Origin of the sequence: Flavobacterium erciyesense, assembly GCF_018069925.1 — a bacterium.
In the GTDB taxonomy this organism is placed as follows: domain Bacteria; phylum Bacteroidota; class Bacteroidia; order Flavobacteriales; family Flavobacteriaceae; genus Flavobacterium; species Flavobacterium erciyesense.
Window position 1 is genome coordinate 57,450 of sequence record NZ_JAGPXB010000013.1, and the last position, 13,550, is coordinate 70,999.

Here is a 13,550-nt window from a genome sequence, read left to right on the forward strand (position 1 = left end):
GTTATTTTTTTTCGAGGGCTAGGTAACTCTCTAAATTTTTCTTGATTTGCACAATCCTATAATTCTCTGATGCGATAATTATAGCAGGTGTTGTGAGATTGTATTTTTTATTTTCTGCTAAAACTGTTAAAATATCTGCAGCGTAGTTTTGTGTAGGTATGCCGTGAATTGTTATAAACGCATTGTTATCGGTATATAAGTCATAAGATAGGTATAGCTTTTGTAAATTCTCACCCTCAAAAAATGCTTTCAAACTCGCCTCCAAAGCTTTTGTCTTTTCATCGTCACGAGCGCCTACTTGGTATAAAATTTTGTAGTTACTAGCTACAGCAGGTTTAAAGTTCAATTGTTCTAATACTGGAATTTGTTCTTTTAAAATCAAGGCTGCACTTTTACCCTCTTCACTATTAGGATAATTGTCTACTACATCTTGCATCGCTTTTTTGTAGGCTGCAAGTCCTTTAACTTTACCTAGTGTATTGGCCTTTAGCAATTCGAATTTTGAAACAATTTCGTCACCAGAAAACTGTACAATCAAATTATCAATGTTAGATAAAATCGTATTGAAGTCTTCTTTTTCGAATAATTTATACCATTTGTTGTACTCCGTTTCGGGAGAATCAGCTATTGCTGTTGTACTTTGCGCATTTTGGTTTATAATTTGCGCATAACGAGAATTAGGGAACTCCTGTGAAATTCGAGTTTTCATAGCATCGGCCTTTGCAGCATTTGTTGATTGGTACAATTTAAACAAATTATACAGCGTAGGTAACACCAGCTTTTCCTCTGGATTGTTTAAAAGTAACTGCTCTAGCTTGCTTATTGCTAGTTCGTTTTCTTTGAATTTTTCTTTGTAAACAATACCTAAATTATAATAGGCGCTGTTACGCTCTTTGGCAATACTATCTAATTCTTTTGCATCAGTGGGTAATTGCTTGGTATAAAAAAGCGTACTGTATTCTGGCTTTTCAATAGTAGCAACGGCAGCTGTTGTATCTGTTGCTGTAGTTGCGTCATCAGCGGCAACAGCAGTGTTACCTACTTTGGTTCCTGAAAAGCGCCAATTGCCATTACGAGATCTATCGCCCCATAATTTTTTAAATTCGACTTTACCAAAGGCTACAGTGGTTGCGTTGTAAAAATAAAAAGAACTGCTACCAGGCTGTGGAGCCCCAATAGGATTCATAGACGGAGGCGCCATACCGGGAACTGGAGCTGCATTCAAGGTATCAAAACCACCACTAGGATCGGCAGAGCTAATAGATGCATTTCGTTCTCGGTTTTCTTGAAGTTCTTTATTTTTAGCCTCAAGCAGTTTTTTTTGCTCGTCTTTCTCTTTGAGTTGTGCAATATAGTTTTCATAAAAAGAGTTTTGCTGCTCTGGACTCATAGCAACAACTTTTAGAATACTGTCGTTGCGTTGCGCAATGGCTTCGTAGGCAATTACTTCGTCTAGATTTTTTCTGATTTTTTCAATTTTAGCAAACTCTCTAGTTTTATTATTGAGTTTAACTAAAGTGCTATCATAGTATTTAGCAGCTGAAGCGTAAGATGCATTCTTGAAATACATATCACCCAAATTGCGGTAGTTGGATGCTACCAAATACGAATCTTTTGAATTGGTTTTGAGTGAAGAATTATACAAAGCAATAGCCGCTTTTTGATTGTTTTGCTTGTCTTGAAAAACTGCCATTTGATGCAAAATCAAATCTTTAAAAGGTCTGTTCTCTCTATCTTTAAGTAATTTATCAAATGTTTTTACAAACAGAGCTGTATCTCCGTTTTGATAATCAAACAGTTCTGCTTTTTTGGCATGCGCTTGCAAAACAAATCTGCGTTCAGCCTTTCGGTTCATTGCAATGATTTCTTGAAAGGTTGTTACTGCACTGTCTTTGTAGCCAGCTTTTTGATATAATTGTCCTAAAACAAAACGATATCTGGCTTTTTCTTGATTTACTTTGGTGAAATTAATGGCTTGCTTTAATTTAGCAACTGCACTGTCTTTTTCTTCTAAATTCAAAAAAGAGGCTGCTAAAAGTGCATTGGCATCAGCGTAAACTTGCTTTTGTACTTTACGGTCATCTAATAATTTACTAATGTTTTTGATTACTTGTGCATCGTTACCCAAACGCATGTTGGTTTTTTCGCGCCAAACTTTTGCTTCGTAAATCTTGCTGCTGTTGGGATATTTGTAAAGGATATAATTGAATGCATCAAGAGCAGGTACAAAACGTTGATCATAGTACCTTGCCTTTCCTAGCATCAAATAAGCTTCATCAATTTGGAAATTTTTTTCTTTGCCACCAATATTCATGGAGTGTTTTTGAATGGCTTTGGTTGCCTTAGTTTCGGCTAATTCAAAGTCTGGATTTTTGGCTTTTTCGGGTGTAAATTCATCCGAAACTTGCATTTTTTCGATGGGTAAAATATCCCAAAAATTATCGTCGCTACCCATTTGAAGGGACTTAATACCTTTGTCTAGACCTACTTGGCCGTTGTACAGAATGTTGTATTTTGTGCTCAAAGCATGCGAATTTCTGGCTAAAAAAGTGTCTTTTTTGGTCGAACACGCTACTACTACAGCAAGGAAAAGGAGTGTAAGTAAGGATTTGTATGTATTGATTTTCAATGGAAAACGTTTTTATCAATTAACTATGAAATATACTTTTTAGTATATGCATTGGTAAAAATACATTTCTTTTTGATATCGTGAAAATTATGAGCTTTTATTTGGCTGCAACGGGTTTGCGTAAGGGATTGCAGCGGCATCCTTTATTTTTCGATTTTTGGATCGAAAATAAAGATAGAGCGTAAAGCCCGACCCGAAGTTTTTACGAAGGGTTACGCCAAAAAAAAGCTAATTGTTGCAGCAATCACAATGAAATAACGTGACTACTGAAACAACTAGCGGTTTATATTAGGGCGTTTTTTACTGAAATTATACGGCAAAAAATTCTTCTAATTCTTTTAAAGTTTCTTGTGAGGTTTGAATGTCTTTAACCACTTGGCCTTTTTGCATCGCTACAATACGGTCGCTTACCTCAACGGTGTGCTGCAAGTCGTGGCTTGAAACCAATACGGTCACGGCTGGATCATCGGCTAGTTCTTTAATGATTTTTTTAAGTCGAAATTGCGTGGTTGGGTCAAGGTTCGCAAAAGGCTCATCGAGAATAACCACGGAAGGATTACCAATTAAGGTGGCAATGATACCTACTTTTTTCTGGTTTCCTTTGGATAAATCGCGCAGGTATTTTTTGTTTTTTAGGATTTCGCCATTAAAAAACTCTTCGTGTTTGGCTAATAACGCATCAACATCAGCTTTGTTTTGACCGCGTAAATCGCCTATGAAATAAAAATATTCTTCGGGAGTTAAATAGCTTATTAAGAAACTTTCATCAAGAAAAGAAGCGGTGAAAGGTTTCCAAGCCTCGCTTTTACTTACATCTATGCCGTGGTTTACTATGTTCCCTGTTGACGCTTGAATTAAGTCTAGCAAGAGACTGAAAAAAGTGGTTTTTCCGGCGCCGTTGTTACCCACTAAGCCAAAGCTTTCGCCTTGTTTGATTTCTAATGCTTCTATGTTTAATACGGTTGTTCCGTTGTATGTTTTGGTAAGGTTGTTTACTTGTATCATTGTTATTAGTTTAATAGGTTGGTTTGTTGTTGTCTCTTTTTTTTAAACCATTAAGAAAATTAAGGATTTGTAAGCTTGCTCAGTGAGAGTCCTAATTATCCTTTTTGTTTGTATGCTGCTATGGTAGCGTATTTTTCTGATTTATAGGTTTTTTCGATTAGGGTAAATGCTTTTTCTTTGAATGCAAAACCAATTACGCCAAGCAGTGCTACCAAGGCCAAACCGGTTGTTGCACTGTCAAATCTTGAACCTAACCAATACACGAGCATTGGTAAACCTAATTGTGGTAATGAGATGAGCATAGTTTTTATATTGAATGCTTTTTTATCACCAAAGGCACCTTTGCCTGAACTTAAATCGATGGGAGTTTTTGTAAATGCGCCACCAAGTAATACCAAATGCGAGTTGACTCCGATGTTATAAATAGCACCTACAATTATGGTTAAATATACTTGCCAACCAAAATACAAATAGGGCGCAGCTATTACTGTGGTTATAATTGTTGCAATAACCATCAACCACCATTTTGAACTTAAATAGCCACGGTACGGGATATTTTGTGTCATCATTAGTTGGTAATACGAACTGTCCCAACTTGGTACGAACTGCCCAAAAGTGATAAGGAATCCACCAGAAACAAAGATTCCTGCAAAAATATGCATCGTAGGATTGTTATACATTGGAATACCATTGGTAAAAAATAACAATCCGTAAAATAAAAACATAATACTCAAACCAACTGTAGTTTTGGAACGCTTGTTTCTTTTGATTAATTTGATGTCGTTTTTTAGGAAGGTACCGATGGTTCCAAATTGGTTCAACCAAGTTAAGTCTTCGGTTTTTGCTTCATCGTGTTTGGTAGATAAACCTGCATCGAGGTACAAGTTATTTTTGAAATATTTAAATGAAATAATGTACAAAGCAACTAGTGCCAAAACCGGAATACCAAACGCCCAATAGGTGTTGTAAAAAGACTGAAAAACTGGACCCATGAAAGCGGTAATATCAAATATCTCATAGTACTGCAAGCCGGCTAAAACTGCTGAAAGTCCCAAGAAAATCATGAATAATCCGTCTTTGTTACTCAATAAAATATTGATGAAATTATTGCAATACAAAAGCGCGTAAATGGCCAAGTACCAAAACACTACCAATAGCGGATTGTAACCTTCAATAATCAAGACTACGCTAAACGGAATCAAGAAAAATGCGTGTAGCAAATTAAAAAACGAAAGGATTGTTTTGCCTAACGAAAAATGGACGATGGTTTCTCTTTTAATTGGAAAATTCAATAAAGGACGAATATTGAGCACGGGAATTTTTTGAAGCATCATGCGAACAATTAAATCCATCACCACGTAATAAAATAAAAATTGATTCACGGCTACAATAGGATCCAATTTCATTTTTTTGAGGATATAGAATGCACCTACTCCTAATCCTAAAAATATTAAAATGAAATAAGCCGCTACAAAACCCATCAGGATTTTTAGTGCCAAGTTAGATGCGAAGGATGCTGACCTTGTGAAAGCCTTCCACTCGAGATAAAGGAATTTTGAAATCATCTTTTGGTTTTTTGGTTTGCTAGTAAGTAAGTCAAAGTCAGAAAATGTTACAACGAAGTAATTCTTTTTGAAAGAAAAGTGTTCTTTTGACTTTGTGTTTTGGTTTTTTAAAGGTCGGAAATTTACAGTCTTGCTTATTGTTATTTGTCATGCTGAGTAGCGAAGCATCACAGCACATTTGATAATTTGACTAACTTTGTTCTGTGCGATCCAAATATATACGTTAGCTAAATGCACTGTGAGGAACTTGTTAAGATGCTTCGTACCTCAGCCTGAAAACTTTGTGGTGACATTTGCTGCTAAAATTAGTTATCTGATAAAGTTTATTTAGACCTTCAACACTGTAATTACTGATTGTAATTGCCCCATTCTTGCAATTTGTCATGCTGAGGAACGAAGCATCTCAACGATTAAGTGTAAACAAATCATCAAGAAAACCCAGGTCTGGATTTATGGTTTTTATTAGTGCTATTTTTTTATCTCTCTTCCAACCTTTGATTTCTTTTTCTCTTGCAATTGCTAATTGAATCCATGTAAACTTCTCAAAATACAACAGGTGAAAAACCTTGTATTTGCTTGTAAATGAGTCTGGATTCAAGGAGTCTTTGTGCTGCTGTAATCTTACCTTTAAATTATTTGTCACGCCCGTGTACAAGACTGTCTTGGCTTTGTTAGTTAAGATGTAAACACAATAGGTATGATAACCTTCTTGATACTCAATCATGGCTTTCTCTTTTAAATAAATTCCTAGTTTGTAGCGATGCATCGTACCTCAGCATGACAACTTTGACGGAACAATTACTACTAAAATTAGTTATCTACTAAAGTTTATTTTAGACTTAAATACTGTAATTATTTATTGTAATTGCTTCATTCTTGCTATTTGTCATGCTGAGGCACGAAGCATCTCAATAATATTGGTAATCTCTGTAAATTAATCCCTTACAACTCCAAATATATACGTTAGCTAAATGAACTGTGAGCAACTTGTTAAGATGCTTCGTGCCTCAGCATGACAAATTTGTGGGAACGTTTGCTACTAAAATTAGTTATCTGATAAAGTTTATATTGTCCTTAATTACAGTAATTACTGATTGTAATTGACTCATTCTTGCTATTTGTCATGCTGAGGAACGAAGCGTCTCAACTATGGATAACAAACAAATCATCAAGAAAACCCAGGTTTGGATTTATGGTTTTACGAGCGATATTTTCTTTACAAACTCAAAATGTTTGTATGCTAGTTTCAAGTAAATTCCGGTGATGACAATGTAAGCCATGGCTGCGCATACTGATACGAAAGCAATTTTAACATCTGGATGATTTATTTTAACTGGAAATAAACCAATCCCCATCATAAGTAAAAAGATCATTATGCCAGCGCTTTTTTTCTTCATCAAATAACCGTAAGTAGTTTGGTGTTTTGACCTCCAAATTAAAATCCAAGCTACAGCAACTAACCCAAATTCTAAAAGAACTAATAACCTGAGGGTTACTTGAATATCAGCAAGAAACAATCCGAGGCTTGAGTTTCTGACAAAAAGCAAGAATACGAGCGTAAGCAAAGTTGAAGTTACAATTGCGGTTAAAAATTGTCTTTTCACTATTTTGTGACATTTGACAGTCATTATTCTTGGGTTTGTAAAACCTATAAATCCCGAAAAGGATGGTTTAAATTCTGGCTCCCATTTTTCAAGAACTTCCTTAAAAGCAACATCAAAAGTGCAATTTGCATTCTGCATTTTCTCTTCTATTTCAGTAGCGATATGATCTAAAACTTCTACTTTCAAATCGTCAAAATTCAGTCCTTTTGCAATTAAGGTTTGGTTGATACAATCTATTTGTTCGGTGGTTAGTTTCATTCTTAAAAAATTAAAATTCTAAACTAGGCTTAGGGTTCACTAAACTCTGCATGTTTCTGATGAAATCCTCAAGTTCTGAAAGTCTATTAATCGTTTCCTTCTCGCCTGCTTCGGTTAGTTTGTAATACTTGCGCATGCGGTTGTCTACTTTTTCAATTTCAACATCCAAAATTCCTTCGGCCTCAAGCTTGTGCAAGGCAGGATACAATGCGCCTTCAGTAATATTGAGTTCACCCGCAGTAATCGCTTTTACTTTCTGAGTGATTTCATAGCCGTACATCTTGCCGTTTTCTTCTAGCAATTTCATGATAATCGTATTCAGACTTCCTTTATACAATTGTGAGTTTTTCATTTTCATTTTCTTTTGGAAAAACAAATATACATAAGATTCTTATACATAAAACTTCTAGGTATGTAAATTTTCAATTACTTTAATTTAACTTACCTATTGACTTTAGTATCTTTGTAAAAAAAATTATCACATGTCGTCTTTTTTAAAACTTATTATAAAAGAAGTAAAACGCGAAACTAAAGATGCAGTTTCCATACTTTTTAACGTACCACAAGAATTAAAAGCCAATTATGCTTTTATTGCTGGTCAATATTTGAACTTAAAACTAACCCTTGACGGTCAAGAAATTCGCAGAGCCTACTCTATTTGTTCTTCGCCTGATAGTGATGAACTTCGAATTGCTGTTAAAGCCGTTCCTAATGGTTTGTTCTCGCAATTTGCCAACACCAAACTCCAAGCGGGTGACGTTCTTGAAGTAGGAACTCCGGAAGGAAAATTTACTTTTGAACCTCAGGCTGATCGCCAACGCAACTACGCTGCTTTTGCGGCAGGAAGTGGAATTACTCCTGTAATGTCGATCTTAAAATCGGTTTTAAGCAACGAACCCAACAGCACTTTTGTTTTGGTTTATGGCAACAAATCACCTGAAGACACTATTTTTCATCAAGAGTTACACGATTTGCAATTGCAATATGTAGGTCGTTTGTTTGTACATTATGTGTACAGTCAAGCTAAAGTTGAAAATGTTTTGTTTGGTCGTATTGAAAAATCAAGCGTGAATTTTGTTTTAAACACAAAACACAAAGAACTTGAGTTTTCTAAATTTTACTTGTGCGGACCTGAGGAAATGATTAATACCGTTTCTGGAGTTTTAAAAGAGCATAATGTAAAAGAATCAAATATTAAATTTGAATTGTTTGCTTCGTCAACCAAAGAAAATAAGATCGAAAAATCATTAGGCGGTCATTCAAAAATTACTGTTTTGGTAGATGACGAAGAGACTACTTTTGAAATGTCGCAAAAACAAACCGTTCTAGATGCGGCTTTAAAACAAGGAATTGATGCTCCATATTCTTGCCAAGGCGGAATTTGCAGCAGCTGTTTGGCTCGTGTTACCTCTGGAACTGCTGAAATGTCTAAGAATTCTATCCTTACAGATAAAGAAATTGCAGATGGTTTGATACTTACCTGTCAAGCGCATCCTACATCGGATACGATTTATGTAGATTATGATGATGTTTAAAAAATAATCATCCAATATTAAAAATTCCAAATACCAACTTTTAAAGCTGGGATTTGGAATTTTTTTTTCTGTTCTGGTCTAATTATTTACAAAAAGGCATTCCATAAAAACATGCTTTTCTGGCGCTTATTCTCCTCTTTATCTTCGCCATAGCTGTACCAATCTTTTGTTTTTTCCTCAATCAAAGTTTTAAGACCATTCAAATCATAAATTTTTTTGGCCGTTATAGGTTGAATGATACTTGGGTCTTTTATTTTTAAATCTACTTTGGTTGCAATATACGAGGTGTACAAACGTGGTATTGATAAACCTAAAATCATTCCTGGCAATCCATTTATAGTGCACGGACCTCCAGAAATGGTGATATCATCGGTGTAAAAAGCAAAAACATATACTTCGTCAAAAATTTTGCCGACAGCTTTTCTACAATTGTAACCCGCAATCTCACGATGTTCATTTGTAATTTTCCATTCAATTTTTGGAATGCTATCTGTTATTACAAAATTGGTTCCTACAATTTGTTTTTGAACGTTCATCTTGCGATTCGCAAAATCAAAAAACCAAATATTCTCTTCGTCTGCCTCTTTTTCGTAATTCGGAATTTTAGTTTTTGGACTCCAACGGTCAAATTTAAACAAGCTTTTATTGTTTTCGAAAGTGTAATTGTAATACGAAATTTTAAGATCAGATATGCTCTCTTTCATTTGCTCATTCCAACTGTCATTACTCATTGTTTTTTTAAGGTTGGTGCTCACTTCATATTCAATAACCGCTTTATCTACAAACTGTTGCGCAAAGCTATTGGCTGTAAATACAAGTAGCATTAGGCATACATAATAGGTTTTCATAGTGTTGTATTTTTTTATGATTTAAAGAAAATTGCTTTCTCTTATTCTATTTTTTTTCTTCTACGTTTTTGTTTTTAAAATTCCATGTAAATCCAATCATAGCATATCGTTTCAATCTGTCGTTACGCTCCTCACCAATCGTATTTTCATAGATAAATCGATTAATTCCCACGTTTTGATTCAAAATATCTCTCACTAAGAAATAAGCTGTAAACTCCTCTTTCTTAAAGGTGCGTTGTAACCTTGCATTCCAAAGTTGGTTAGATAGTTGGTTTTGAAATTCAAGTGTTTTTTGACGGGCGTACCAATTGTAATCTGATTCAATTTTCCATTTTTGTGTTAAATAAACACCAGCTCTAAAACCTAGTTCATTGGTATTAAAAGACCTAACTTGATTGTTTTGCGAAGTACTATTACGACTGTTTGAGAAGGTGTTGCTCAAAGTTAAATCGTATTTTTTTTCTTTCGATTTGTTAATATAGAGACCAAAACTAGAGTTCAAATTATCCGAATTATTAATTTGTTTGTTGATGCTATTTACAGACCTGTTGTAATTAAGAGACGGATTCAAATTAACAAATAGGTTTAATTTTTTTAATTTAAAACCATAACCCATATAAACATTTGCCGAAAAATTTCCATTGGTATTTATAGGTGTCGTTACTGTTTTTGCACTTTCTGGATCGATATCTCTGTTAAAAGAAATCAAGTTTGCTGTTGTTCTAAAAGATACACTCTGAAAAAAATTGCTTTCGGTTAAAATGCTATAAGTACTGTGTGTAACATTAAAACTGTTCGTAAATGATTGCTTCAAATCTGGGTTACCTACAACTTGGTTGAAAAAATCCTGGTTGTTTCGAAGCGGTTGCAACTGATCAATAGTTGGTTGTCTTGTAGCTCCTTGATAGCTAAAACGCAGGTTACTATTGCTTTTGTATTTATATGAAAAATTTGCCGATGGGAAAAAGTTAGTAAAACTGCGGTTATACTCTTTGTTTTGCGATAAATCTTGTAAATCAAAAAAAGTAAAACCAAAACCACTACCAAAACTATAAGTGATCTTTTTTGCATTGTAACTCAACTTAATTAAAGGTTTGTGTGTTGTAATGTTTTGCTCAAATTGATTGGATAACGAATCAACAACTACATCATAACGTCCGCTCAAATCAGAAAAATCATAGGTAATAAAATTACTATTGCCGCTGTTATTAGTAATTTGATAAGACAATTGCAAAGCCATCTTTTTACCCAAAGGTTCTGTATAAGTAGTGTTTACACTCACATTTTGTGTGTTTTTCTCGCCCACTTTATTTTGATCTACTTCATTACTAAAAGCCAAAGCTCCGCCTTCGTAGCTTTCATTACTTGATTTCAAAAAATTATTAGAATTGCTGTTTAATGTGTTCCAGCTGCTATTTACAGATAAAGTTCTACGTGGTTTTGCAAATTTATGTTTGAATAAAACACTTGCAGAAAGCGCTTGCTTATCAGAATTTGTGGTAAACATACGCTCTTGTCTGTTGCGCAGTAAACCATCATTTCCTCTGGTATCTCCGTTAGTAAATTCGTCACTTTCGGTAGTATAAAAATTAGTTTTTGCCGTAACCTTTAAAGTATTAATAGAGTCAATTTTTACATCATAAACTATGTTTGCTTTAAAATTATCTCTGTTTACATTACTTACCGTAGAGCTGTTTTGATTGAGTTGCGTGTCGCTTACTTGTGTTTGCGTATTTCGGCTGCTATTGTTTTGATAACTTTGTCGGTTGTATTTAGGAGACAAATTTAAACTGTGTTTGTCGTTCCATTTGTTATTGTATTGCAAACCTGCATTGGTATTTTTAATAAATCCATTTTGAGTATCTACATACGGCTCGTCATCATTTTCACCACCGGTCCACTCATAGCTCACATTACCATCATCATCCATGTTCATACTTACATTACCGTCACCACCTCCAAATTTATCACTGTCCTCCCAACTTAAACCATCTTGGCCCGTATTACCATTTAATAAAAAAGCTGATAGTTTTCTTTTTCCTTTAAAACTACTCACCAAAATATTACTGTTGTAACGTGAATCATTATCTGCCGTGGGCTCATTTGCTCCGTCAATTTTACCAAAATAGCCTTTCTTTTTGTCTTCTTTCAACTTAAGATTGATGGTTTTTTTAGTCTCGCCGTCGTCAATTCCTGTGAACTCAGCTTGGTCGCTTTTTTTATTGAAAACTTGCACTTCTTTAATAGCATCGGCACGTAAATTTTTTACCGCCATACCTGGATCATCACCAAAAAATTCTTCGCCATCAACCAAAACTTTTTCAACGGTTTCGCCCATGGCTTTGATTGTTCCGTTTTTATCCACTTGAATTCCGGGTAATTTTTTTAAAAGTTCTTCTACGTTAGCATTAGCATCCACTTGAAAATCGCTAGCACGGTAACTGGTTGTATCGCCTTTTATTTTAATAGATCCGGTTTTAATGACCACTTCTCGAAGTAATTCCATTTTACTCATTAAGTTGATGTTGCCTAAATTACGATCTGTTTCGGTTAAAGTAATATCATCCAAGTAATCGGCATATTGACTGTGAGAAGTCATCAAGATATAGCTGCCTGGTTTTACATTGTTCATTAAAAATTTACCATCTTTGTCAGAACGTGTAAATTTATAAAGCACCGAATCAACGGGTGTTAATAAAGCGATTACCGAATTGTAAATAGGTGTTTTTTCGCTTCCGGCGGTTAATGTTCCTGATACTTTGCTTTTTTGGGCAAAAGCTGTAAAGGTTACAAAAAATAAAATGGCAAGAGTTACCCTAAAGTTTGACATAAATACTAGTTGGTTTTTGGTTAATGCATTTTGAAACAAATAAAAACTAGTATTATAGTACTTTACTACTAACTCTAAATTTTAGTTTCGTTACTTACAACGCAGACGGACCAAAAATAGTATTATTCGTACTACGTAATCTTTACGAATTGTTATAAATGTGTTAAAGTTTTTCTTACGCGAAAAGGCATTTTATTCGCAATCGGAGGTGATAAAAACAGTTGCAAAAAGCTTAAGTGGAAATTTAAAGTGCTTTTTGAATTTTGGTAACTACCGTTTCAGGAATAATTGTTCGCATAGCATCCTCGTAACCTGGCACATTTTTATTGCCGTAAACCGAAGTTGGTAACATAGGAAATTGTTTTCTGTCCGCGGTTAGTGCGTTTTCAAATGGTTGGTTAAAAGGTAAGAATCCAGCATACGGATGCGTTGCACCCCAAAGTGTGATCACTTTTACGCCCAACATGGCTGCAATATGTGCATTGCCAGAATCCATAGAGAGCATTACATCCAGATTACTAATCAGTTGTAATTCTTGCTGAAATTTGATTTTTCCTGCTACTACCACCATATTTTTATGCTGTGCCGCTAAGGCATTTAATTGTTGAATTTCATGCGCTCCGCCACCAAAAAGCAATATGGTTTGGGTTGTATCTAATGCTAATTGATCAATTACTTGTTGCATTAAATCGAGAGGATATACTTTTGAGGTGTATTGTGCAAAAGGAGCAATTCCGATTAATTTCTTGTAATTTTTTCCAATTAATGCTGCAATTTCAGGAGTCAAAACTGCTTTTTCAGGAAATTGTGGTTGAGATAAATCAACTGGAAAACCGAGTTGTTCAAATACTTTTACATGTCTTTCAAACATGGTTGGTAATTGCTGAAATACTTTATTTTCGGCACGAGTGAGTTCTTTTTTGCCTTGTCGGCCTTTATCAACCGCTGCTACTTTTTTACCGCTTAACACAAAAAGATTTCGAACAATTTTAGAGCGTAATACGTTGTGTAAGTCAGCGAAAGCATCAATATGTAAACCTTTCAAATCTTTGAACAAACGCAACAATCCAAGAAATCCTTTGTGGCGTTCTTTTTCGTCAAAAGCAAAAAAAGTAAGATTGGGGATTCCCTCGAAAAAAGGCTTAAAAAAAGGTCTGGAAATAACCGTAATCTTAAGTTGTGGATGTTGGTTTACTAGTGCTCTTACAACAGGAACCGTCATGGCGACATCTCCCATTGCGGAAAGGCGCATTACAGCGATATGTGTAGCGGTAAT

General features: G+C 34.8%; 10 protein-coding genes. 1 reads left to right on the plus strand and 9 read right to left on the minus strand.

Going from position 1 to position 13,550, the window contains the following annotated elements:
• Position 1: 1 nt before the first annotated feature.
• The 6 genes from porW to KBJ98_RS12450 form a co-directional block, all read right to left on the minus strand.
• Positions 2–2,629 (minus strand): type IX secretion system periplasmic lipoprotein PorW/SprE, encoded by a 2,628-nt coding sequence (gene porW, locus KBJ98_RS12425; RefSeq protein WP_210791108.1) that lies wholly within the window; start codon positions 2,627–2,629, stop codon positions 2–4.
• A gap of 309 nt (positions 2,630–2,938) precedes the next feature.
• Complete coding sequence (locus KBJ98_RS12430; protein ID WP_210791110.1) at positions 2,939–3,634, minus strand: ABC transporter ATP-binding protein; 696 nt, start codon at positions 3,632–3,634, stop codon at positions 2,939–2,941.
• 95 nt (positions 3,635–3,729) lie between these two features.
• The gene (locus KBJ98_RS12435) at positions 3,730–5,199 is read right to left on the minus strand and encodes a DUF5687 family protein (RefSeq protein ID WP_210791112.1); all 1,470 of its coding nucleotides are present in this window, start codon (positions 5,197–5,199) and stop codon (positions 3,730–3,732) included.
• A 403-nt stretch (positions 5,200–5,602) separates the two neighbouring features.
• On the minus strand, positions 5,603–5,923 hold the full coding sequence (locus tag KBJ98_RS12440; protein WP_210791114.1) for a GIY-YIG nuclease family protein: 321 nt from the start codon (positions 5,921–5,923) through the stop codon (positions 5,603–5,605).
• Between the two features lie 466 nt (positions 5,924–6,389).
• On the minus strand, positions 6,390–7,061 hold the full coding sequence (locus KBJ98_RS12445) for a hypothetical protein (protein WP_210791117.1): 672 nt from the start codon (positions 7,059–7,061) through the stop codon (positions 6,390–6,392).
• A 10-nt stretch (positions 7,062–7,071) separates the two neighbouring features.
• Entirely contained in the window at positions 7,072–7,413 is a 342-nt protein-coding gene (locus KBJ98_RS12450; RefSeq protein ID WP_210791119.1) for a PadR family transcriptional regulator, read from the minus strand.
• Positions 7,414–7,543: 130 nt separating this feature from the next.
• On the opposite strand from KBJ98_RS12450, the gene KBJ98_RS12455 reads away from it, so the two are divergent.
• Positions 7,544–8,596 carry a ferredoxin--NADP reductase gene (locus tag KBJ98_RS12455; protein ID WP_210791120.1) on the plus strand — a complete coding sequence of 351 codons (1,053 nt, stop codon included), beginning with the start codon at positions 7,544–7,546 and terminating at the stop codon, positions 8,594–8,596.
• 86 nt (positions 8,597–8,682) lie between these two features.
• Here the strand turns inward: KBJ98_RS12455 and KBJ98_RS12460 are convergent, their stop codons facing one another.
• From KBJ98_RS12460 to KBJ98_RS12470, 3 genes are all read right to left on the minus strand, one after another.
• Positions 8,683–9,444: a GLPGLI family protein gene (locus KBJ98_RS12460; protein WP_210791122.1), complete on the minus strand. Its 762-nt coding sequence runs from the start codon at positions 9,442–9,444 to the stop codon at positions 8,683–8,685.
• A gap of 46 nt (positions 9,445–9,490) precedes the next feature.
• On the minus strand, positions 9,491–12,274 hold the full coding sequence (locus KBJ98_RS12465) for an outer membrane beta-barrel family protein (protein WP_210791124.1): 2,784 nt from the start codon (positions 12,272–12,274) through the stop codon (positions 9,491–9,493).
• 244 nt (positions 12,275–12,518) lie between these two features.
• Positions 12,519–13,526, minus strand: a complete 1,008-nt coding sequence (locus tag KBJ98_RS12470) for a glycosyltransferase family 9 protein (RefSeq protein ID WP_210791186.1) — start codon at positions 13,524–13,526, stop codon at positions 12,519–12,521.
• Positions 13,527–13,550: the final 24 nt, after the last annotated feature.

Excerpts from the sequence above, each read along its gene's own strand:
- KBJ98_RS12470 (WP_210791186.1), bottom strand. The coding sequence starts at position 13,526 with ATGCGCCTTTCCGCAATGGGAGATGTCGCCATGACGGTTCCTGTTGTA.
- KBJ98_RS12455 (WP_210791120.1), top strand. The coding sequence starts at position 7,544 with ATGTCGTCTTTTTTAAAACTTATTATAAAAGAAGTAAAACGCGAAACT.
- KBJ98_RS12450 (WP_210791119.1), bottom strand. The coding sequence starts at position 7,413 with ATGAAAAACTCACAATTGTATAAAGGAAGTCTGAATACGATTATCATG.
- KBJ98_RS12460 (WP_210791122.1), bottom strand. The coding sequence starts at position 9,444 with ATGAAAACCTATTATGTATGCCTAATGCTACTTGTATTTACAGCCAAT.
- KBJ98_RS12445 (WP_210791117.1), bottom strand. The coding sequence starts at position 7,061 with ATGAAACTAACCACCGAACAAATAGATTGTATCAACCAAACCTTAATT.
- KBJ98_RS12465 (WP_210791124.1), bottom strand. The coding sequence starts at position 12,274 with ATGTCAAACTTTAGGGTAACTCTTGCCATTTTATTTTTTGTAACCTTT.
- KBJ98_RS12430 (WP_210791110.1), bottom strand. The coding sequence starts at position 3,634 with ATGATACAAGTAAACAACCTTACCAAAACATACAACGGAACAACCGTA.
- KBJ98_RS12435 (WP_210791112.1), bottom strand. The coding sequence starts at position 5,199 with ATGATTTCAAAATTCCTTTATCTCGAGTGGAAGGCTTTCACAAGGTCA.
- KBJ98_RS12440 (WP_210791114.1), bottom strand. The coding sequence starts at position 5,923 with ATGATTGAGTATCAAGAAGGTTATCATACCTATTGTGTTTACATCTTA.